Here is a 23,492-nt window from a genome sequence, read left to right as displayed (position 1 = left end):
GGTTCATCATAGCGGCAACCAAGTGGAGCGCAACCAACGCCGACATTTTAGTCGGCTCACCATCAGTCCATGCGCGAGCGAGCAAGCCGATGTGGCAAATTCTTATGGCCTTGCACCCTCAATGATCTGCTTACCGCCGCGGTCCGATTACGCACACCCAAGTTCAGTCGGCGACCACGATATGGCGGCGCGCAAGGCGGCAGGCATGTGCGGCTCGGAGCGTGATCGTGGCAGCGCGGCAGAGTTCATGGAAGAATCGGCGCGAGGTCAAATAACAGGTTCACAAAAAGGCTAACAACGATTTATGATCTCATATTGCGAGCGGCGTCTTGCGGCTGTCTGCATGAGGACAGCAACGACAATTGACGATCTCATGGTGCGAGCGCCATGTCGCTTCGATGAAATATGAAAAAACTGATTGTTGCGCTCATTGGCATACTGGTTGTGCCAGGATTCAATGGTGCTGTGTGGCAGGCGAAGCCTTCTGCCACGCCAGTTGTTCGCTGGGAGCCGGCCACGTTAGTCAACGGAGCGCCATGTCTGTTTCGTGTGATGCCGGCTGAGCCACTCAAATCGCTCCGTGGAAGCTGGTTTGGGCGGACGGTCTTCTTCGATGAGGACCCGAACAATCAGACGTGGTATGGCGTGGCCGGCGTTGATATAGATACCAAGCCGGGGCGATATACGTTGAGCTTGACCGGTGTGAGTATCACAGGCAAGCGTGTGGAATTTGATCAGGTGGTCTCCGTCGGCAAGGCCTACTATCCGATTCGCAAGTTGACCGTGCCCAGAAAGTACACGGAGCTAGACGCTGAGACGCTGGCTCGTGTCAAGCGAGAACAGGCGCTCAAGCGCGACGTGTTTGACCGCGTCACCGCCGAGCGTCAGTGGTCAGGGCGTTTCACGGCGCCGCTGAGCGGAGCGATCACGGCCGTGTTTGGCGCGCAGCGCACATTTAATGGTGTGCGTCAGAGCATTCATCAGGGCGTGGATTATCAAGCATCAATCGGCACGCCCGTTGCCGCCACGAACAGCGGGACAGTCATCTTGGCCCAGGAGTTGTTCTTCGAGGGCAATTGCGTGGTGATAGATCACGGGCAGGGCCTGCTGACGCTCTATATGCACTTGTCTGCATTCAACGTCAAGGAAGGGGATCGCGTCACGCGTGGACAAATCATCGGGTTGAGCGGCGCGACAGGGCGTGTCACCGGCCCGCATCTGCATTTAGGTGTGCGCTGGCAAGGCATGTACCTGAATCCGGCGACGCTGCTGGAGCTGCTGTTACCATGAGCCGGCTAAAAAAATTGGTTATGTGGAGTGGCAGGTTGCGGGCGGCCAGGGCAAGCCGGCCATATCGAGTAGGAGTCGTCAACACGTTGGTTGTGTTGCTTGCCCTATGGTGCTCCCCGGCTGGTGTCGGAGCGCAGACGGCGCCGGCTGACGCGGCACCGGAGCGCGGCGCATCAGAAACCAGAGAAGTCAGACGGGCTGACGGGTCAGTGATCGTGCTGCCGCCAGAAAAGGCTCGACCGATTCGCGTGCCACGTTTCCAAACGCCGCCGACGATTGATGGCCGACTGGATGATGAGGCGTGGAAAACGGCCGTCGTGTTGACGGATTTCTATCAGATTTCTCCCGGCGACAACATCGCGCCGTCCAAGCCGACGCAAGTCTACCTCGGTTACGATGCGCGTCATCTGTACATGGCGTTTTACTGTTTCGACGAGCCTGATAAGATTCGCGCGACAGTTGCCCAGCGTGATGATGTATTCGGCGAAGATAACGTTCGCGTCTATCTGGACACGTTTAACGACCAACGGCGCGCCTATCTGCTCGCGTTCAACCCGTATGGTATTCAGCAAGACGGCATTTTTACGGAAGGTCGCGGTCCGGATTTCACAGTGGACATCGTCATGGAGTCAAAGGGGCAGATCACGGCTGATGGTTGGACGGTTGAGGTGGCTGTGCCGTTCAAGTCGCTGCGCTACCAAGCAGGCCAAGACAAAGTGTGGGGCTTTCACGTGGTGCGCAACATTGATCGGTTCAACGATGAGCTGAGTTCGTGGCTGCCGATCTCGCGCGATCGAACCGGCACGCTCAACCAAGCGGCGAAGCTGGTTGGCTTGGAGCAAATTGATACCGAACGCACATTGGAAATCGTGCCCAGCCTGACGCTCTCGGAAACGGGGCGGCGCGTGCGCCCTGCCGCTGGGGCTGATTCAGCGAACAATCCGGGACTGTCCAATTCAGGGCGGTTTGTCAATGAACCTGTCAAGGGCGATCTCGGCGTGACGGTCAAGTACAGTCTATCGCCTAACGTGACACTGGACGCGGCCATTAATCCTGATTTTGCTCAAATCGAAGCCGATGAGACCGTCGTCACTGCCAATCAGCGATTTCCTATTTTCTATCCGGAGAAACGACCGTTCTTTCTGGAAGGCGTCGAAATTTTTCAATCGCCGCTGCAAGCCGTCAATACGCGCAGCATCATTGATCCCGATGTAGCCGTCAAGCTGACGGGCAAGCGAGGTCGAAACACGTTTGGCCTTATGCTGGCTTCGGATAACGCGCCTGGCAGCTTCAGCGAGGACGAACGCAATGATCCGGCGCTGCGCCCGCGCATCGAACGCTTTTTGGGGAAAAACGCCACGATCGGCGTGCTGCGGTTGAAACGAGACATTGGCCGTGAATCAGAAATCGGGTTGCTCGGCACGAGTTACAATTTCATCGAGCGACATAATCACCTGGGCGGGCTGGACGGGCGCTTCAAGGTTGATGACAAGACCGTATTCGGCTTTCAAGTGCTGGGCACGACGTCGCGACGCTTCTTTTATGATCCGGACACGAATCGGCGCGTCTACCGTGACGGTCACGCGCTGGCCTATCAGGTGACGTACGATTACACGGCTCGTCATCTGGGGTGGTTCATCAACGGGCTTGGCCGTTCACGGGATTACCGAGCGGATGTCGGGTTCACGCGGCGCACCAACACCAATGATTGGACGACCGGGCTGCGACTGAGTTCAGAGCCGAATGCCACGGCCACGATCATCGAGAAATCGTGGCGCAATTTCCTAAGCGCTGATTTCGACTTTCAAGGCCGGCTACAGAGTTGGGGCACTCACAGTAGTTTCAACCTTCGGTTGCAACGCAACACGAATGTGAACGTGAGAGGCACTGTCGGCTACGAGCGGCTGTTTGAAGAAGAGTTTGGGCCCAAACGGAGCGCGACGCAGGCGGGCGCTTTCTTTGGGCCTGACGCCGAGCGCGCCGCCTATCAACGCGGCGTGTCCGCTTCGTTCAGGTCGAATCCGAGCAAGAAGTTCAATGGCGAGATCTCCGTCGGCTACAGTTGGAATCAATTCGATTTCGACTTTGGAGCCGGTCGGCGATTCCCGCGCGTGAGTCCGGCTGCGTTAGCTGATCCGAAGGCTTCGCTTGATCCCGGACCAGGTCGGGCATTCAATCTGGAAGCTGAGCTTGAACTGAAACCCTCGGAGAGCTGGAGCGCCGAGCTCGGCTACACGCGGAGCAACCTGACACGCAATGATACAAGACGCGTGGCTTTCGATACGCACATCTTCTCATGGCGCTCAACCTATCAATTCACTCGATTCACCTTTGTGCGGACGCGCATTGATTATGAAACGCTGACGGCAAATGCGCGGGGTCAGTTCCTTTTCGGCTGGACGCCGAATCCCGGCACAGCCATTTACGCCGGTTACAACGATGACATCAATTACAACGGGTTTAACCCGTTCACCGGCGCGTTCGAGCCGCAGTTTCAACGCAATCGTCGTACCTTTTTCGTGAAACTCTCGTACCTGCTGCGCCGCAGTTTTTGATGCGCATCGCTGAGCCGCATTGGCTGGCCTGAGAAGTTTTCGTTCGTGCGTTTGACTTCCGTTTCGGGCCGCGCCACAATGAAACGTCAAACTGCAGCGGAATCACAGGGGATTATGGGGGAACGGATAGTCAGCCAGAAGGTTCTGTTGCTGATCTGTCTTTTCGTCTTAGCCCTGCTGTGTGTGTGGACGAGCCTGCACTATGCGCCACTGATCGTGCAACAAGCAGGCGCGTCGTTGATCAGTGTGGGCTCAGCGCCGGCCTTGTATGTCCGAGCTGTGAACGATCAGTTGGTGCTTGAAGGACGCATGCCCAGCGAGACAATCCGTGCCAGCCTGATGACACGCGCCGAGGATGTTGTCGGACCTGACCGTGTCATCGCCAAGATTCAGGTGAACCGTCGTCTTGAGCAACCTGATTGGCTCGTGGCTGTGCCGGCCATCCTGACAGACGTGCTGAGCCATATCAATGCGCCGAGCCTGTTGATTAGCGAATACGGCGTGACAATCAGTGGCCAAGCGCCGAGCCACCAGGTCAAGCATCAAGTCATTCAGCGTGCCGCGTCGCTGCTTGGTTCGGGGATGAACGTCTACGATCGCATTGTCGTTGTTGAACAATGATGCCACAGTCAAAAGGAGCCCGGTTATGTGGTACATTGCAAGTCAAATCATCGTTTGTTTGCTGATCGCTGCGTTGTTGGGTGGTCTCATCGGCTGGCTGGCCAGAGGCATACTCGATGAGCATCGGCAAGCCAGGTCAGGACGCCGGCTGCAATCGGCGGTCAATCATCCAGAGCGGTGACATCCAACGTCAATCAGGATTCAGCCGTCGGGACTGCACGTTGATCGGTTTGGCCCGGTTTTGATGGCTGATTATTATTTCGTGGAGGAACACTATGAGCAGTATACAAGTGCAACTCCTCGCCGAGCTGACGCGCGTGCACGCAATGAAACGCGCTGACCAAATCGCATTATGGTTTGAGGGGAATCAAACCACTTATGCCGAGCTTGACCGTCGGGCCAATCAGGTGGCCAACGGCTTGCTCAGTGAGGGATTGCCGCCGGCCAGTCGCGTGGCTGTGTTGAGCAAGAATACGGACGCGGTCTTCGAGCTGCTGTTTGGCGCCGCCAAAGCTGGTCAGACGCTGGTCGTCGTCAATTGGCGACTCGCGCCGCAAGAAGTGACGTACATTCTGAACGACGCTCAAGCGCGTCTATTATTTGTCGGAGCTGATTTCTGTGACATCGTCAACAAGACGAGTTCTGCCTGGCCCACCGTGCAGAAGATTATCGCGCTAGAAGGTTCATCCACACCCTGGGAATCCTATGCAGCTTGGCGCGCGCGGCAAAGCTCGGATGAGCCGCAGGTCACCGTGACAGGTTCAGACGTTGTTGTTCAGTTGTACACCAGTGGGACAACGGGCCGACCCAAGGGCGCGCAGTTAACCAGCGATAATTTGTTAGCGTTGGTTTCAGCGGGCGTCAACGAGCTTCAATTGGTCACTGCTGAAGACATCAATCTGGTGTGCATGCCACTGTTTCATATTGGCGGCCTCGGCTACGGATTGGTGGGCTTGTACGGCGGCAGTACGAATGTGATCCTCCGTGAGGTGATTCCTGTTGAGATTTTACGAGCTGTTGCTAGACATCGCGTGAACAAGATGTTTTTGGTTCCAGCCGTCATACTGTTTCTGTTACAGACGCCGGAGATTGAGCAGACCGATCTATCCAGCCTCAGACTGATTTCCTACGGCGCGTCGCCGATGCCGCTGGAGCTCTTGCGCCGCGCGATGAACGTTTTCCGCTGCGGTTTTGGCCAGGTCTATGGACTGACAGAGACGACGGGCGCGATTACGTTCCTGCCGCCGGCGGATCATGATCCCAGCGGGACTCCTCGGATGCGTTCCTGTGGCAAGCCGTTCAGCACGGTGGAAATTCGTATTGTTGACGCCGAAGGCCGTGATCTTCCTGTTGGTCAGGTTGGGCAGATCATCACGCGCTCACCTCAGACGATGAAAGGCTATTGGAATTTGCCAGAAGAAACTGCGCATGCTATCCGAGACGGATGGTTTTACACCGGCGATGCGGGTTACCTGGATGAAGACGGCTATCTCTACATTCACGATCGAGTCAAAGATATGATCATCAGCGGCGGCGAAAACATCTATCCGGCAGAAGTCGAGAACGTGCTGTTCAACCATCCGGCAGTTGCCGATGTCGCCGTTATTGGCGTGCCCGATGAACAATGGGGTGAAGCGGTCAAAGCCATTGTTGTAAAAAAGGCTGGCGTCGAAGTCACTGCTGATGAGCTGATTGCCTTCGCCAAACAGCATATTGCCAGCTACAAAGCGCCTAAATCGGTAGATTTCGTCGAGGCATTGCCGCGTAACGCTTCAGGTAAAATTCTCAAGCGCGAACTGCGCGCTCCCTATTGGGCTGGTCGTGAGCGGCAGGTGAATTGACAGGCAACCTGAGTGGGTTGAATCCGGTTCGATAGAGATTACCAGCCAAGGGCTGAACAGAGGTGAATTGACAAACGGCCTGAAGGGGTTGAATCCGAGCTGACGGCGCTGGTTCCATTCAGCTCAAGATGACGTGAGCGCGTGGGATTGATTGGGCTTGTTGTCCGTGATGAGCACAACGCTGCTGCCTGCATGCCGAATTTTTCAGCATCAAGGCTGATGATGTGGGAGCCGGCAGAGAAACCGATTCGCACGGCTGCCCGCGCGTTGATCACGCGCGACGGTCATGTGTTGGTGACGGTCAATGTTGATCCAGTCGGAGAATGGTACCTGCTGCCCGGCGGCGGCCAGCGGCATGGCGAAGATTTGGTGAGCGCGCTCAGGCGCGAGTGCCGCGAAGAGATCGGCTGCGATGTGCGCGTTGGTCGCCTGCGGTTTGTGCGGGATTACATCGGCAAGAATCACGAATTCGCCGATGAAGACGCCGAGCAGCACCAAGTCGAATTGATATTCGAGTGTGAATTGATGCCGGGAGAGGAACCGAATCCGAGAGCAGCAGCCGATTCCCAGCAAACCGGCGTCAAGTGGCTTCCGTTGGCGTCGCTTGCTTCATATCGCTTTTATCCTCGCGCGTTGATCCCGTATCTGGCGTCAACCGATGCGGCTGACGCGGTGGTATATCTGGGCGATGTCAACTGAGATCGGCGTCAACGAGATCAACCCGCAATCGGGTCAATCCACAATGCAATTTTATTAGGAGGCATTGATGACGACTCATCAAGTATCATCGCTGATTGCAACGCACGAAGTTCAGAACCAGCCGCCCGAGCTGGAGAATTACAATCTTTTTGAACAGGACTGCGCCTTGAAAGAAGGCGTGCAACGCGAAGGCGCCGGTTGGGCCAGTGAAACGATCAGCGCCTTTGGCGCGTTGTTGGGCACGCCGCATCTTATCGAATTGGGCTTTCAAGCGAACAAGAATACGCCGGTGCTGAAAACGCATGACCGATTCGGTCATCGGATTGATGAAGTCGAGTACCATCCGGCGTATCACGAGTTGATGAAAATTGGCATGGAGCACGGGTTGCACTGCCTACCATGGAAAGAGACGCGGGCAGGCGCTCATGTGGCGCGGGCCGCGATGTTCTATCTGTTTGGACAAGTGGAAAACGGCACGCAGTGCCCGCTTTCGATGGCCTTTGCGTGCGTGCCTTCGCTGCGTCGCCAACCGGAGCTGGCCGCCATCTGGGAACCGCGGCTGCGTTCGACTGAATATGATCCACGCTTCATTCCTGCTGAGCAGAAAAAGAGCGCGCTCATCGGCATGGCAATGACAGAAAAACAAGGCGGCTCTGATGTCCGGTCTAACACCACGCGCGCCGTGCCAGTTGGAGCCTCAGGGCCAGGGCAGGCCTATGAATTAACCGGCCACAAATGGTTTTGCTCGGCGCCAATGAGCGATGCGTTTTTGACGCTGGCGCAAACAGACAACGGCTTATCGTGTTTCTTGTTGCCGCGCTGGTTGCCCGATGGGACGCGCAATCGGCTCTTCATCCAGCGATTGAAAGACAAGCTCGGCAATCGCTCAAATGCGTCGAGTGAAATCGAGTACCATCGAGCGCTCGCCTGGATGGTTGGCGAGGATGGTCGCGGCGTGGCCACAATTATCGAGATGGTCAATCACACGCGGCTCGATTGCATTATCGGTTCAGTCGCTGGTATGCGGCAGGCGTTGGCTCAAGCGATGCACCATACGGCGCATCGTTTGGCCTTCGGACGTTTGTTGATTGAGCAGCCGCTGATGAAAAACGTGTTGGCCGATTTGGCCATTGAAGTTGAAGCGGCGACCGTCAGCATGTTACGACTAGCGCGCGCCTACGACGAGAGTCGAGATGATCCTCGCGCCCGCGTCTTTGCCCGCCTCGCCACCGCCGTGCTGAAGTATTGGATTTGTCAACGCGCGCCGGCGATGGTCTACGAAGCGTTGCAATGCCTGGGCGGCAACGGCTACGTCGAGGAATCTATCATGGCGCGGCTCTATCGCGAAGCGCCACTCTCGTCTATCTGGGAAGGTTCGGGCAACGTCATTTGCCTCGATGTCCTGCGGGCGCTGCGACGCGAGCCGGAGGCGTGGCCAGCGTTTATCGAAGAAGTGGAACGTGCGCGCGGCGCTGATGCACGGCTCGATGCAGTGATTGATCAAATGCGCGACGCGGTGCGCGATCAAGTAGATGCTGAGCTGCGGGCGCGGCGCATCACCGGCCTGATGGCGCTGGCGTTGCAGGGTTCGCTCCTGCTCAGACACAGCCCGTCCTATGTGGCCGACGCATTCTGCGCGTCGCGACTCGGCGATCAGAGCCATCATCTGTATGGGACATTGCCGGCGAGCGTGGAATTCAATCAGATCATCGCGCGCGCCTGGCCGATGGCGGTTGCATCGTAGTAAAGGAAGTTGATTCCTGACCGACGCCCTCGTCATACTGGCGCGGCGTCATCTGCAATCAATCGTATGAGGAGCGCGGTCTAGCAGGTGTTCGGGAGCCTTCATCACACCGGCGCGACGTCAATGGCGATGCCCCTGGAGTTGGTCAGAGAGTCAGGGTGTCATTACATGCAAAATCCTATGGAGCCGGTTGCCTAATTAGTGTTATGCACCGGTGAGCTTGAGTGTCATTACACGCAAAATCCTATATGGCCGGCCCGCTATTGTTGTTTCATCAACGATAGCGCCTGGCTGACGCGCGTTGCCCAATCCGTGAGGTTGACTATCGCACGATTATGAGCCGACTGGAAATCATCGCTGCCCTGCTTGTGCTGTTGAACGTGGCGCTGGTTGTGGCGCGTAGCATCTGGTGTTGGCCGGTTGGCGCTGTGGCGGTGACGCTCTATGGATATGTCTTCTGGCGAGCGCAACTCTACGCCAATATGGGCTTACAAGCCGTCTATCTGGCATTGCAGTTCTATGGGTGGTATCAATGGCTCTATGGCGGCGAGGGACATACGAAATTGCCGGTGCGCCGTGTCGGTGATCGTCAATTGACGATATGCGCAGGGCTTGGCTTGGTCGGGACTGTTGTGTTAGGAACGTTTCTGAAATGGCGCACGGACGCAGCACTGCCTTATTGGGATTCGGCAGCCACTGCGTTCAGCCTCGTTGCGCAGTGGATGCTGGCCAAGAAATATCTTGAAAACTGGCTGTTTTGGATCGGGGTCAACGTCGTCTATGTCGGCATGTTTGTGAGTCAAGCGATGCTCCCTTCAGCGACATTGTACGTAATCTTGTTTGTCATGGCGGTGATGGGGTACTGGGAGTGGCTCAAGAGTCTTCAAAAAACCGAGCCTGCGTCCGGGTAGCAATATCCTATCAGGGAGGCTCAACACCGGTGGGGTTATTCGCTCCCCTCATAGACCAACTTGCCGAGCAGCATTGGGCAGTCAGCCGCGAGCTTTTCTCGATGGCCGAGATTGAAGCCCTGGCCTGCGAGGCCTGGCACGGGTGGCGCAACGGTCTTTTCCTACAAGCAGCAATCGGACGAGACGCACAGAGACAGGTTCGTTCAGAGATTCGCGGAGATTTCATCCGATGGCTGGACGAACATGCGTTGACGCCGGCGCAAACATCGTACTGGATGAAGATGGAACAATTAAAAGAGGCGTTGAATCAGGCGTTGTTTGTGGGATTGAGGGAACTGGAGGCACATTATGCAGTCTATCCGCCGGGAGCGTTTTACCGAAAGCATCTGGATCGGTTTCGCACCGACGATGCGCGTCTCATTTCGACATCGCTTTATTTGAACATTGATTGGCCTGAGGCTGCTGGCGGCGCCTTGCGACTCTACCCGTGCCAAGACGAGCCGCAGCGATTCGTGGATGTATTGCCACAGGCCGGCACATTGGTTGTGTTTCGCAGCGACACGATTTACCATGAAGTGTTGCCGGCAACGCGCATGCGGTTGAGCCTGACGGGTTGGTTCCGTCGCCGGTCGCTGCGCCTGCAAGCCTGAAAGAATGTTCGGCTCGGTATGACGCGTGTTTATTGGATATCTCATTGAGCTGAGGAATTGGCTATGAAAAAACTGTATCTCGCTCTTGGACTTGCCCTGCTGGGCGCATTGGTCGTCTATAGTTATTCGACATCTACAAACAACCACCTGGAGCAGGCTCGCAAACAAGCCTTAGCCAGCGGCAAGCCGCTTGCCAAAGCGACCTTCGCTGGTGGATGTTTCTGGTGCATGGAGCCGCCATTTGAACAATTGGATGGCGTGGTTGAGGTCAAGTCCGGTTATACCGGCGGGTTTAAGAAAAACCCAACCTACGAGGAAGTTTCAGCCGGTCATACTGGCCATGCTGAGGCCGTCGAGATTCTCTACGATCCAACAAAAATCAGCTATGCTGAGTTGCTCGATGTATTCTGGCGTAACATTGATCCGACAGTGAAAGACCGGCAGTTTTGCGATGTGGGCAAGCAATACCGCTCAGCAATTTTCTATCACGATCAAGAACAAAAGCGACTGGCCGAAGAATCCAAACAGAAGTTGAGCCAGCGATTCAAGAACATTTATACCGAGATTGTTCCTGCAACGACTTTTTATCCGGCTGAGGAGTATCACCAGGATTTTTATAAGAAAAACCCCGTGAGGTACAAATCCTATCGCTACGGGTGTGGCCGCGACGCCCGATTGCGGGAGCTATGGGATCAGGCCAAGCCGTAAAAAGCAACGTTCATGAGCAGCATGATCACTGCGAAAGATGAGCGGCCGAAGCTACAAGAGAATCGCCTATATGCAACAGCTCGCCACGAAGGATGAAAATGGTTATTTTTAAGGGAGTCGTCCATGAACTTACGTTCACCACGAAGCATGAAAGTGTTCATTTTCAAGTGACAAAGCGCCGTCGCCGCTTCGCTCTGCCGGCACACTCCAAGAAAAAGTCAGGAATCGCCCATCAGCTCCGCACGCCACAGATCATGATAATGGCGCACAGGCAGAAACGCCTGTGCCACTTTTTCTGAGCAGGCAAACAAAGGGGAGAGACTCTGTGATACTTGGTGCCTTTGTGTTTCATGTTGAGTTGCCGGACGACTGTCGTCGTTGTGTGAATAGTTCCGCGGCACCGTTGCCGCTCGGATCGTTTGCGCCTGCTTCCGCTCGTTAACGGCTGACCGGTTAACGAGCGGCGAGGCCCATGTTACGTTTGTCGAACGAAGACTCACCGGATATAATCACGTCGCTGTGTATTTGAATTACCGCGAAAAGGAGAATTCTCATGCTTCAACAACGCGCGATTGACTATACGCCCGCGACTCATCTGCTGCGGACGGTCTGCTTATTCATCGTTCTCATCATGACAGCGGCATTTGCCAGTGCTTGCAAGAGCGATCAGCAAACGGACTCTGGCGCGCCGTCTACCACATCAGCAGTGACATCGGCTGTCAAACATGCCATTGAAGGCGCAGGCGAATTTGAAGGGCTGGTCGAGATGAAACTGAGCACTCCTGACAGAGCACAACCGATGGGCATGACGTTTTATCTGAAAGGCGAGCGGACTCGTATGGAGACGAATATGGGCGATGTGCCTGAGGCTCAGGCTGTGATGCTCATGGACATGGCCAAAGGGGAAATGACCACGCTCATTCCGCAACAGAAAATGTACGTGACCATGAACCTCGAAGAGATGAGAAAGATGGCCGAACAAATGGGCGCTGCGGATCAAGAGAGTAAAGAGTTCGAGTTTCCTAAGCTCACACCAACGGGTAAGACCGAGACAATCGCCGGCTATCAGTGTGAGCACTGGCTCATGGGCGACCAGCAAGAGATTGACATGTGTGTCGCCAAGGGACTCGGTTATTTTGGCACGGGCAGCAAGATAGGCGGCTTCGGCCCGATGAAGAATCTCATGTTCAGTCCGAAGATGCTGGCGGCTGCCGCAGCTCATCCCGAATGGGTCAAGTTCTTGTCGGGCGGCGCGTTTCCGTTGAAGATCACAGCAACTGAAGGCGGCAAGGTCACAATGACCATGGAAGCCACCAAGATCGAGCGGAAAAAGTTGGACGATGCCCTGTTCACCGTGCCAGCCGATTACAAGAAACTCAGCATGTCGGCCATGGGCGAACAACAATAAGCTTGGCTGCCGCCGGCTGGCCTATCATCACCGGTCCGGACCGAGACATCTCCGGCGCTGTGTGCTGTGGCTTAGTCAGTGGCGATACAATAAAATCATCACCGGTCCGGACCGAGACAGGTCGGTGCTGGCCATCGAACGTGAACGCGGCGGTGATGATGGTCACGCGCGATTAAGCGGGTTGCGATCGAAGATGAGCACATCAGATGGATGAGCGAGCAATGATTCGGATTGCTAATGGACAAGGCTTCTGGGGCGATTGGCGCGAGGCGCCTGTCAGACAGGTCGAAGGCGGCCCGATTGATGTGTTGACGCTTGATTATCTGGCAGAAGTCACCATGTCAATCATGCAGAAGCAACGCGCTCGCGATCCGCAGCTCGGTTATGCAACTGATTTTGTCTCGCTCATGGAAAGGATTTTGCCGACGTGCGTCGAACGTCAGATCAAGGTTATTTCCAATGCCGGCGGCGTCAACCCGCATGCTTGCGCTGAGGCGATTATCACGGTTGCGCGTCAACTCGGCCTTCAAGGCGTGAAAGTAGGGATCGTCGCTGGCGACGACATCATGCACCGGCTCGATGAGTTGATGGCTGCTGGCTATGAGTTGAACGACATGGACACCGGTCGGCCGCTCGCGCAGATTCGAGACCGGATTCAAAGCGCCAACGTCTATTTCGGCGCTGCGCCGATTGTCCAAGCATTAGAACGCGGCGCGCAGATCATTGTGACAGGCCGTTGCACAGACACCGGTCTGACACTGGCGCCGATGATTCACCGCTTTGGCTGGGCGCTCGACGATTGGGACAAACTGGCGGCAGGAACTGTTGCCGGCCACATCGTCGAATGCGGCGCTCAATGCACAGGCGGCAACTGTCAGGTGGATTGGGCATCCATTCCTGATCTGGCAGATGTCGGTTTTCCGATTGTTGAAGCCTACGAAGATGGTTCGTTTGTCATTACCAAGCACGAAGGCACAGGTGGGCGCGTCACCGTGGCCACCGTGACAGAACAACTGGTTTATGAAATCGGCGATCCGCGCCAGTATATCACGCCGGATTGCATTGCCGACTTCACCAGCATTCAACTTGAGCAGGTCGGCGACGATCGCGTTCGTGTGTTCGGCATTCGGGGGCAGCCGGCAACGCCGTTTTATAAAGTCTCGATCAGTTATCACTACGGCTATAAAGCCGTCGGCACAATGGTCTACTCTTGGCCGGACGCTTACGCCAAAGCCAAAGCCGCCGACCAAATCATTCGCGCGCGACTGGAGCGATTGGGACTGACGTTTGACGAAATTCTCACGGAGTTCGTGGGCGTCAACGCTTGTCATGGTCCGCTGGCAGCCGATCCGTCGCCAGACCTGGCAGAAGTCGAATTGCGCATCAGTGTTAGGAGCGAGAACCGGCAGGCAGTGGATCGGTTTACACGAGAGATCGCGCCGCTGATCCTGACCGGCCCGCCCACGGCGACGGGCTTTGCTGGCGGTCGTCCTCACGTACAGGAGATCGTCGCTTACTGGCCTGCGTTGCTGCCCAAATCCCAGGTCGAGCCTTCGATTGAAATCCGCCAGTCCTGACCACAGCGGCAACAGCATAGCTATAGCTTGAGAATGGGCCGAACAAGAAACACCTTGCACCAACACTTCCTGCTCGTGCCAACGAGCGGCTCGTCGCATAGGCCGAGTTGCGCTGTCGCGCTGCCGGAAGAGCTGATCGTGTTATGGCCAAGATTCAACTGCTCAAACTAGCTCACGCCCGTTCCGGTGATAAAGGCGATACGGCCAATATCGGCCTGATCGCCTATCGTCCGGAGTACTATCCCCTGCTGGTTGAACATGTGACAGCAGAACGGGTCAAGCAACACTTCCAAGGAATTTGCCAAGGTGAGGTGGAACGCTTCGAGCTGCCTAACCTCCATGCGCTGAATTTCCTGTTGCACCACGCCCTCGGCGGCGGCGGTACGATCTCGCTTCGCACCGATGCACAAGGCAAAACGCTAAGCACAGCACTGCTCCGCATGTACATTGACGTTGATGATGCCACAGCCAGTCAACTGGGACTGGTATAAGACCGGAAGGGAACAATATGACCTCCGAACGGATTCTCTACTGGGATTGGCGTTAAGAGGAGAGGGGAACAGGATGAGCTACGAACGCATTCTTTACGAGGTCAAAGGGTCTCTGGCTTACATCACGCTGAACCGGCCTGAGAAACGAAACGCATTGGACGCGCTCATGCTTGATGAGTTGAGCAGCGCGTTTGCGCAGGCCGGCAACGATAAAGAGGTTCGTGTTGTTGTGTTGACGGGAGCCGGCCAAGATTTTTGTTCGGGATTAGACCTAACGGCGCTCCAGAAAATCCGCCAGGCGTCCATCCTGGAGAACTTGGAGGATGCCACCCGCATGGTTCACGTGCTCACCTCGATGCGCTATCTGCCCAAGCCAATTGTGGCGCTCGTTCGCGGGCGTGCATTGGCTGGCGGCTGCGGGCTCGCAACAGCGTGTGATCTGGTGTTGGCCAGCGAGACGGCTCAGTTTGGCTACGCTGAGGTCAAGATTGGATTCGTGCCGGCCATTGTGACAGCATTGCTGCGTCGCAACGTGTCAGAGAAGCGCGCCTTTGAACTGGTCGTCGGCGGCCAGACCATCGGCGCACACGAAGCTGAACGCATCGGCTTGATCAATCATGTCTACCCAGACGATGAGTTCGATGCGCGCGCTGAGACATTTCTCAGCGCGTTGGATCAAAACAGCGCGTCGGCCATGGCATTAACGAAACGGCTGCTCTATCGCATTGACGGGATGACATTCGAGCTGGCTATGCAGACCGGCGCGGAAATCAATACCATCGCCCGTATGACTGATGACCTCCAGCAGGGCATTCAGCAATTCCTCGAACGCAAAAAGAACTAACACCCGTTGTCTTTTGAAAGAGGTTCATTGATCACGGAGAGATGGCTACAGAATGCAAACGTGCCAATCCACGTTTCGCAATAGGTACAATCATTGTGGCCTTGGGATGATCAATGACTCGTCCTCAACAGCATTCAGCATGTCTCACTGCGGCGACCGCGCGGCCACTTGCTCAACGGCTTGAAACACGCGCAGGAAGTTCTCCCCCAGGATCTTCATCACATCTTGCTCGGAGTAGCCGCGTTTGAGTAGTTCGTAAGTGATCGAAGGTAGCTTCGTGCAATCTTCCATGCCTTGCGGCAAACTCGGCACGCCATCGAAATCGGAGCCGAGTCCTACATAATCCACGCCAACGAGCTTCACCACATGTTCGATGTGCGCCACAATATCCTCAAGCGTAGCCGGCGGCAATGGGTCCTTGCGGTTTAATTCACGCTCCACTTCGTTCCAGCGTGAGAAATCGCCGCCATACTTTCGTCTGAGGATGCTCATCACCTGAGTGGCTCGCTCGGCATGTCGCGCATTCACAAACGCGGAGCCAAAATTGATCATGATGACGCCACCTTTGTTGGCCAATGCTCGAATCATCTCGTCGCTCATGTTACGCGGAATCGGCGTCAGCGCGCGACAGGAGGAGTGCGAAGCCATCACAGGGGCGCTGGAAACTTCCAACACGTCCCAGAACGTTTCGTCGGAAACGTGGGAGACATCCACGATCATGCCAAGCTGGTTCATCCGACGCACGACCTGGCGTCCGAGCTCGTTCAGGCCGCCCCAACGCGGTGTCGCGCCTGTAGCATCAGCCCAGTTATTGGTGTTCGAGTGAGTCAGCGTCATGTAGCGAATTCCTTTTCGATAAAACATCTCCAGCGTGTCCAGGCTGTCTTCAATCGCATGCCCACCTTCAATGCCCATGAGCGCCGCGATTTTTCCTTCCACGTGCAACCGGCGAATATCAGCCACAGACGTGGCCAGCGCGACCTTGTCCTGATACTTGGCCAGTTGACGGTCAAGCGCCCCGATCATGTCCAGCGCGCGCCGCGCCGCGCCCTTGTTGGCGTAACGCGCTGCCACGTAAATGGAGAAGAATTGAGCATCCAGTCCCCCTTCTTTCATGCGAACCAAGTCCATGTGGCCTTGGTCTGAACGAAGACCCAGATCGAATCCCTTGTCTAGTATGATGGATGTTGTATCCGAATGCGCGTCAATCACAATCGCTTGTTGGTGAACGCGCCGGGCTCGCTCCATCAGCGTCTCCGACAGTGCGGCATGATCTGTGGCGAACGGCTCACCGGCGCTGCATGCATTCATCAAAATGATGTATAGAGCAACAACCAGACCGCGTCGTGCCATGGTCAATCCTCCGTGTGTGATCGAAGTTTTATTTCGGTTTAACCAAGCTGATGGAGCTTGCTTCTTTTGCATGTCAAATGTGAGTTTGCAATCAGGTCAACCGCTTATCAGCTCGTTCGAGGCGATCCTGCGGTTGATCAACATCAGTATATCAATCGCCAGAATGACCGACGCTGAGGTAGCGATTTGACCATCACGAGTGCGTCATCTCCGTTGGAGTAATAATTGGGAATCTGCTGGGTGATGACGTAATCGAGCCGCAGATAAAGCTGCTGAGCAATCACATTGGCTACGCGGACTTCTAGCCGGGCAATCGTCGCATTCCGCCTGATGAAATCGCGTTCGATTTCCGCCATTAACAATGTGCCAATACCGCGGCGACGCCATTCCGGGGCGACAGCAACCGAGATCACGTGTCCGACGGCGCCAGGTTCGATCATGCCGATAGCAAAGCCGATCATCATGTCAGCCTGGTGCTCAACTTTTCTGGTCACGGCGTCAGGATTCGTCAGCAAATAATGAAACGTATCCAGATCGTAGGCTTCCCCGTCGGTGAAACAGCGCCGGTCTAACTCCCAACACCGATGCACATCTTTGACGGTCATCCGCTTGACTGTGAGATTTGCCCCGATCACATGTTGCTTGATTGCCGCCATGGCCCCAATCATATCGCTCGTGCGCAGGACGCGCAATCCTGAACTTGTGCCGCTCAGTCGCGTTGAGCTGGCAAGATGTAACGTTTTTGACGCAAGATCCTAAAGGTGAGAGTTACGCCCAAACAACCTTGCCAGCCCCCTTACCGACCCGGAAAAAATCGTGGAAAGACAAACGAGCGAACCGTCAAACCAAGCGGCCATAGGAGAAGACGAGCCGAATCTGTAACTCTCGCAGCCGAGCTTGCACTTCTGGGCGCGCCCGATAGCAAAACGCCACAGGAAATAAGAGACCTTCCAGGTGTTTCCGCGCTCGCTCCACTTGCTTGGCGAAGCGTTCCACCTCACGCATAGTCAGATTGTGTTTGGCTTCACCGATAATCCAGATCGGCAAATCAGGACGGGCTGGATCACGCGCTTGGCCAAAAATGTTGACTTCCTCCAATTCGCCGTCCCATTGTTGCCAGGAACGCTCCAGTAAACCAACTTCCCAGCCAAACTCTCGCGCCAACACATCGTGAAGCACAATGTAGGCGATGTCTTCAATGTCGCCGCCAACCGTTTCGCTCAAGCCCCCTACCTGACGTGCCAGTTGTTGCAATGCCTGCTCAGTGCGCGCTTGAGCCTCAGCCAGCTCTTCGACGCGTTGCTCAGTGCGGGCTTGAGCTTCGGCCAATCGCTGCATAGCCGCTTCTAAGCGATCAATACGCGCTTCGCTGCGGGCTTGAGCCTGAAATAGCTCTTCCAGGCGCTGCTCAGTGCGAGCTTGAGCCTGAGATAGCTCGTTCAGAGCCTGCTCAGTGCGGGCTTGAGCCTGAGCGAGGGTCGCAATGATCGCTTTCAACTCTTGGAAACCCTCGAGAATAATCGCCTGAGCACGGTGCGCCGCGACGCGATCCATAGCATCTATTAACACCTCGGCAGACGTATCATCAAACGCGCGAGTGAGCGTGCCAAGGATTTCTTTTCGCTCTTGAGGTGTCAATTCTCCCGGCATGTTCTCAATTTCTCCGGCCTGCATTGTATCACAGCCGGTTCTATCGAGGAAACAGATGCAAGCGGACGCCGCCACTCAGCAGCCTCGGTGTACCGCGCGCTTGCACTGGTGTTGCTTGCACAGTGTATTGACGGTCAAACAGATTTTCTATAGCGAGGAATAGTTCGCAGCACTCGCCCAGCGACCGCGACGCAGTTAGGTCGGCGACCAAGAAACTTCCGAGTTTGAATCCGTTCAGATCATCGTCGAATCGCAAGCCATCAAACCGAGCTTGGAGGCGCAGATTCACGATGCGCGGATTCAAATAATCAAGCGCCATTACAGCCCGATGACGAGGGACTTGTTGAAGGAATTTTCCTTCCAGCGTCCGATCCGCCGGGAATTGCTCAACGGTGGCTTCGCTGAACAAGTAATGAGCGCGCAGGTTCCATTGCGAAGTGAAGCGGTACTGACATTCGGCGTCTATGCCGCGCACGCGTGCGCGTCCGAGGTTTTGTCGCTGACGGGTGATGAGGGCTGGCGTGACGGAAATGGTGACGTTGGAAATCGGGTCTTTCACCCGATTCCAGAAACCGGTGACGCGCCAGAGCAGACTGCGCGTGATGATGTGATTAAAGCCGACTTCGCCGCCGGTGAGTCGCTCTGGGCCCAGGTCGGGATTCCCTTCTGTGTTGACATTGCCCACTCGGAATGGGCGGTACAGCTCGTTCAGCGTCGGGGCACGAAACCCCTGATAGAATGCGCCTCTGACGGCCAGGTGATCGGTGACGTGGTAGAGGATGCCGGCTCGGGGTGTGACGGTGATCTCTGAGGTATCGGGAAACAGCGTGACCGTTTGCGCCTCGGTTGAAGTGACGATCTCTTGGCGAGAGGCTTCAAAGTTGCGCCAGTAATCAATGCGTGCGCCGAGCGTCAGCACGAACCGCTGATGTAGCCTCATGAAGTCGTGCGCAAAAAATCCGGCATAGAGTTGTTTGCCGCGAATGATGCGGTCACGGCTGTTGACGTTGTTGGTGAACACGTCCTCCTTGCTTTCAGCTTTGATCCAGCGGGTATCGGCGCCAATGGTGAGCCGGTGTTGATCGGCGAACCGGGGGAACCATTGAACGTTGCCGCCGACATCCCGATACGGCACATCTTGCAGCAACGTCAGCGATTCAGAAGCGCGAGTGGGGACGATGGCGCTGAAGCCAGCCTTGAACGTGCTGATGTGTGAATAGAGAGTAGCTTGCCATTCGCTGCCATCGCTGGTTGTAGCGCGCAAGCCGCCGCCCAGGTAGGTTTCGCGCGAGGCGTTGGTTTGCAATCGTGTTCCGTTGTCGCGGTTCTCGTTGAAAAACCGACCGGCGTGAAAGATGGTGAGATGCGGAAGCGGCGTGTACTGCACGCGCCAGTGACCCATCTGATGTCGCGAGTTGGCTTTGATGTCAACCGGTCCGCGCTCCTGGGCGCGGATCAGATGGTAGCCATCCGTGCGAAACAGCCTGCCGCCCACAGACACAGCCAACGGTCCGAACGTGTGGCTGGCTGCAAGATCCAGATCGCCTGTCTTAAGCGTTCCACCTTGTGCTTTGAGCGTGAAGCTCCGCCGTTGCGGGCGTCGGGTTATGATGTTAATCACGCCGGCCATCGCTGAACTTCCGTAGAGACTGGAAAGACCGCCATCAGCGATTTCAATGGACTCAATCTGTGATTGTGGAATCTTGCTCCAGTAGACCCAATTGCCGAATGGATCATTGTGGGGCACGCCATCGAGCAAAACAACTGTGCGACTGGCGCCGCTGGCCCCAATGCCGCGCAGCGAAACGCCCTGCGTTGTCGGCTGAGAGACCAGGCTGCTGGTGCGGCGGAAGAGACTGAAGCTGGGAACTTGTTTGAGCACATCGTCGAGCGTCAGCCCGGCCGAGCGTTTGATTTCATCGCGGGTCAGCACTGAGATCATCGTTGGGATGTCGCCGAGTCTTTGTTCAGCCAATGTCGCCGTGACCGTCATTGTCTCGGTCAGCGGCGCCAGCGTGAGTGATACGTTCAACGATGTTGTCTGGCCGGGCATCACCGCGATTGTGTGGCTGACGCTGATGAACCCTTCCAACTCAACGCGCAACGTGTACTCGCCGGGTGGCAACTCAGAAAAACTGAAGCGTCCCTCAGCATCGGTGTGAACCTGCCGTTCGACGCGACCATGCAGTTGGATAAGAGTGATCCGAGCGTGGACCACGACGCGATCATCCCAAGTCAACACTGTGCCGGCGACGTGTCCAGAGTCTTGGGCGGTCCCCAAAGGTTTTCCCTCCACGACAGAGCAGAGAGCTGTCAGCACCATCAGCATCCAAAAGGCTGCGAATAGCTGTCGGACCTTCATCAGTCTTGAACCGTTGCTCACGACCCCGGGACATCTCATTGCCCTGTGCCCATTCTTGGTCAATTTCGTTCGTCGGCAGAAGCTCATGTGCTTAAACCCGTCCCGACCGGATTATAGCAAACAAGCCTTTTTCCTGCTGTGCAGAGCTTGTTGGTCTCAGCAAGTTTCAGCAAAGGATGCGGTAGTATCAATGACCGGCTGATGCTATACTACCCCGGCCATCAGCAAACATGTCGTGTTGAGCTTGGCAACAACGAGATCAGGGAGGATGAAATTGCAAACTGATCAGGCATGTCTCAAACAACGGAAAGCTGCCCATGAGACGTGTCACATCAATGATCTGAGGGTGCATTGCTCCGGGCTGAAGAGCTATCATGGGCTGGCGCTTAATATGATGGCAGCATTTTGGCAGATCACTGTCCTGCGTCATCGAGTTACTCAGAGCGGGCGATTGCCTGTCAAACCAATCAACAAACAAAACCAGACGCAGTTAGTCAGCAGCATTTTTGAAAAGTTCGATGATCACGTGAGACTGAGCTTATGGTGAGGAGGAATTTTGCTAACGCGCGAATGGAAAACCTAACGCGCGATGACGATCACTTGAAACTGAGCTTACGGTGAGGAGGAATGGATGAATCATCAACACACACCAGCAACAGCGCCAGACCGTGGGATTGATGCAGTCGCAACAACACCTGAGATGGATCAATACTGCGTCAACGTCATCAAAGGATTGATCATGGATGCAGTGCGCAAGGCGAATTCAGGACACACGGGCGGGCCGATGTCCTCGGCTGATTTCGCCTATGTTTTGTTCCGCGAGTTCTATAATTACAGCCCCGATGATCCGTTGTGGTTTGATCGAGATCGGTTTGTTCTGTCGGCAGGTCATGAGTCCGTGCTGTTGTACACGTTGTTGATGCTCATAGGCTATTTGGACATGTCGGACTTGAAGCAATTTCGTCAACTTCATAGTCGCACGCCGGGCCATCCAGAGCGTGAATTGACGCCGGGCGTTGAGGCAACAACGGGACCTCTTGGTCAAGGCTTCGGCATGGCCGCCGGCATGGCCATTGGCGAGGCGATTCTGCGAGCGACCTTCGGCCAAGACCTCGTCAACCATTTCACCTACGTCATTGCCAGCGACGGTGACCTTCAAGAACCGATCACACTGGCTACGGCTTCCTTGGTCGGCCACTTGGGCGTTGGTCGGCTGATCGTCTTTTATGACAAGAACCGGATTCAACTATCCGGCCCCACCGAGCACGCCTCAAGCGAGGATTTCGCCAAGGTATTTGAAGGATTCCAGTGGCATGTTCAGGAGATTGACGGTCACAATCATGATGAAATCCGTCAAGCCATCATCAATGCGCGTGAGGTAACCGATCGCCCATCGCTGATCATCGGGCACACGACGATTGCCCGGGGCTGCGCCACGATGGAAGGCAGTGAAAAGACGCACGGCGAACCACTGCCGCCCGATGAAATTCGTGCCACCAAAATTAAATTAGGCTTGCCGCCGGACCAAACGTTTTATCTGCCGCCATCGGTGGTTACCCACATGCGCGCCCGGCATGCTGAGTTGCGCCAGAGGCAACAAGCATGGAAGGAGCGGGTGGAAACATTTATGCGAGAGCGCCCGGAAGATGGCCGTCGCTGGCAGCAGATGCTCAGCGGCGAGATTCCCCCTGACTTGCGGTATCCCGATTGCACCGGCAAGGATAAGTTGGCTACGCGCGTAGCCTTTGGTGATGTGCTGACCGAGTTGGCTCACCAAGTGCCGGGCTTAGTCGGTGGTTCGGCTGATCTGGAGCCATCCAATATGACTGCTGGGTTCCGCCGCGCTGTCGGTCAGTTCAGTCGGACGACGCCTGCCGGACGCTGCCTTATCTTCGGTGTGCGCGAATTTCCCATGGGAGCAATTTGCAATGGATTGGCGCTGCACGGCGGATTGATTCCATTTGGCGCGACATTTCTTGTCTTCTCCGACTACGAGCGTGCGGCGTTGCGAATGGCAGCGCTGCAAAAGCTGCGAGTCATTCACGAATTTACTCACGATTCTATTTTCCTGGGGGAAGATGGGCCGACTCACCAGCCAATTGAACACCTCAGCGCGTTACGAGCCATCCCTGATTTCGTAGTGATTCGCCCGGCTGATGCTACGGAGACAGTCACAGCCGTGCAGGTTGCTCTTGAACAACACCGCCCGACGGCGATCATTCTTTCGCGTCAGGCGCTGCCCGTACTTGACCGACAGCGTTATCCCAGCGCGGAGAATTTGCGTGCCGGCGGCTACATTCTGTATGGTGCTGAAGATGAGCTGCCCGACATCATCTACATTGCCACAGGCTCGGAAGTGCATCTGGCGTTGCAAGCCGCCGAACGCCTGGAAGGCTTCAAGGTCCGCGTCGTCAATTTGCCTTCGTGGGAATTATTTGAAGAACAACCTGAGGCCTACCGCAATAAGATTTTGCCTCCACAGGCGCGGTTCCGCATCTCGCTGGAAGCCGGCTCGACGCACGGATGGAAGCGCTACACCGGCTCGTATGGATATGAAATCGGCTTGGATCGCTTCGGCGCATCAGCGCCGATGAATGACCTGGCGAAAGAATTCGGCTTTACTGTCGAGAATGTTGTTCAAATCACCCTAGCCAAATACGCTGAGTATCAGCGAAGTCAACTCAGTGACGTACCGGTGCGATAGCCGATTTCTTTGAGGTAGGTTTCTGCTGGTTGATTTCTTAGACGTGACCAGGAGCCTGTGAAGTAGCAGGCGTTGTTCTTCTCC

Annotated in this window: 19 protein-coding genes; 15 read left to right on the top strand and 4 right to left on the bottom strand. The window is 55.7% G+C overall.

Translation table 11 applies throughout. The annotated features are described in order from the left end of the window. Window positions 1–405: 405 nt before the first annotated feature. The 14 genes from NZ823_14640 (at window position 406) to NZ823_14575 (ending at window position 15,339) form a co-directional block, all read left to right on the top strand. Entirely contained in the window at window positions 406–1,290 is an 885-nt protein-coding gene (locus NZ823_14640; protein ID MCS6806366.1) for a M23 family metallopeptidase, read from the top strand. Next, on the top strand, window positions 1,287–3,845 hold the full coding sequence (locus tag NZ823_14635) for a carbohydrate binding family 9 domain-containing protein (protein ID MCS6806365.1): 2,559 nt from the start codon (window positions 1,287–1,289) through the stop codon (window positions 3,843–3,845). Before NZ823_14640 ends, NZ823_14635 begins: the two co-directional genes overlap by 4 nt. A 78-nt stretch (window positions 3,846–3,923) precedes the next feature. Then, entirely contained in the window at window positions 3,924–4,466 is a 543-nt protein-coding gene (locus tag NZ823_14630; GenBank protein ID MCS6806364.1) for a hypothetical protein, read from the top strand. A gap of 25 nt (window positions 4,467–4,491) precedes the next feature. After that, window positions 4,492–4,647, top strand: a complete 156-nt coding sequence (locus NZ823_14625; protein ID MCS6806363.1) for a hypothetical protein — start codon at window positions 4,492–4,494, stop codon at window positions 4,645–4,647. Window positions 4,648–4,741: 94 nt separating this feature from the next. Continuing rightward, entirely contained in the window at window positions 4,742–6,307 is a 1,566-nt protein-coding gene (locus NZ823_14620; protein MCS6806362.1) for a fatty acid--CoA ligase, read from the top strand. A 219-nt stretch (window positions 6,308–6,526) separates the two neighbouring features. Continuing rightward, a complete protein-coding gene (locus tag NZ823_14615; GenBank protein ID MCS6806361.1) occupies window positions 6,527–7,006 on the top strand; it encodes an NUDIX domain-containing protein in 480 nt (159 codons plus the stop codon). A gap of 67 nt (window positions 7,007–7,073) precedes the next feature. Beyond that, entirely contained in the window at window positions 7,074–8,750 is a 1,677-nt protein-coding gene (locus NZ823_14610; GenBank protein MCS6806360.1) for an isovaleryl-CoA dehydrogenase, read from the top strand. 335 nt (window positions 8,751–9,085) lie between these two features. Further along, entirely contained in the window at window positions 9,086–9,661 is a 576-nt protein-coding gene (gene pnuC, locus NZ823_14605; GenBank protein ID MCS6806359.1) for a nicotinamide riboside transporter PnuC, read from the top strand. A gap of 29 nt (window positions 9,662–9,690) precedes the next feature. Then, window positions 9,691–10,311: a 2OG-Fe(II) oxygenase gene (locus NZ823_14600; GenBank protein ID MCS6806358.1), complete on the top strand. Its 621-nt coding sequence runs from the start codon at window positions 9,691–9,693 to the stop codon at window positions 10,309–10,311. A gap of 63 nt (window positions 10,312–10,374) precedes the next feature. Continuing rightward, window positions 10,375–11,019 (top strand): peptide-methionine (S)-S-oxide reductase MsrA, encoded by a 645-nt coding sequence (gene msrA, locus NZ823_14595; protein MCS6806357.1) that lies wholly within the window; start codon window positions 10,375–10,377, stop codon window positions 11,017–11,019. Between the two features lie 553 nt (window positions 11,020–11,572). Further along, entirely contained in the window at window positions 11,573–12,427 is an 855-nt protein-coding gene (locus NZ823_14590) for a DUF4412 domain-containing protein (GenBank protein MCS6806356.1), read from the top strand. A 206-nt stretch (window positions 12,428–12,633) separates the two neighbouring features. Then, window positions 12,634–14,004 (top strand): DUF1446 domain-containing protein, encoded by a 1,371-nt coding sequence (locus NZ823_14585; protein ID MCS6806355.1) that lies wholly within the window; start codon window positions 12,634–12,636, stop codon window positions 14,002–14,004. A 143-nt stretch (window positions 14,005–14,147) separates the two neighbouring features. Next, entirely contained in the window at window positions 14,148–14,495 is a 348-nt protein-coding gene (locus NZ823_14580; protein MCS6806354.1) for a hypothetical protein, read from the top strand. Window positions 14,496–14,568: 73 nt separating this feature from the next. Continuing rightward, window positions 14,569–15,339, top strand: a complete 771-nt coding sequence (locus NZ823_14575) for an enoyl-CoA hydratase-related protein (GenBank protein ID MCS6806353.1) — start codon at window positions 14,569–14,571, stop codon at window positions 15,337–15,339. Between the two features lie 144 nt (window positions 15,340–15,483). Here NZ823_14575 and NZ823_14570 read toward each other — a convergent pair whose 3' ends face one another. The 4 genes from NZ823_14570 to NZ823_14555 all read right to left on the bottom strand — a co-directional run bounded on the left by NZ823_14570 (window position 15,484) and on the right by NZ823_14555 (window position 20,623). Beyond that, entirely contained in the window at window positions 15,484–16,692 is a 1,209-nt protein-coding gene (locus NZ823_14570; protein ID MCS6806352.1) for a dipeptidase, read from the bottom strand. 143 nt (window positions 16,693–16,835) lie between these two features. Further along, window positions 16,836–17,348 (bottom strand): GNAT family N-acetyltransferase, encoded by a 513-nt coding sequence (locus NZ823_14565; protein ID MCS6806351.1) that lies wholly within the window; start codon window positions 17,346–17,348, stop codon window positions 16,836–16,838. 184 nt (window positions 17,349–17,532) lie between these two features. Beyond that, window positions 17,533–18,342, bottom strand: a complete 810-nt coding sequence (locus NZ823_14560; protein MCS6806350.1) for a hypothetical protein — start codon at window positions 18,340–18,342, stop codon at window positions 17,533–17,535. 40 nt (window positions 18,343–18,382) lie between these two features. Beyond that, window positions 18,383–20,623 carry a TonB-dependent receptor gene (locus NZ823_14555; GenBank protein ID MCS6806349.1) on the bottom strand — a complete coding sequence of 747 codons (2,241 nt, stop codon included), beginning with the start codon at window positions 20,621–20,623 and terminating at the stop codon, window positions 18,383–18,385. A 781-nt stretch (window positions 20,624–21,404) separates the two neighbouring features. Here NZ823_14555 and tkt point away from each other — a divergent pair. Further along, window positions 21,405–23,408, top strand: a complete 2,004-nt coding sequence (gene tkt, locus NZ823_14550; protein ID MCS6806348.1) for a transketolase — start codon at window positions 21,405–21,407, stop codon at window positions 23,406–23,408. Window positions 23,409–23,492 lie beyond the last annotated feature (84 nt).

The sequence above is a fragment of the Blastocatellia bacterium genome, from assembly GCA_025054955.1.
In the GTDB taxonomy this organism is placed as follows: Bacteria; Acidobacteriota; Blastocatellia; order HR10; family J050; genus JANWZE01.
This window is presented reverse-complemented; position numbering and strand designations above follow the sequence as displayed.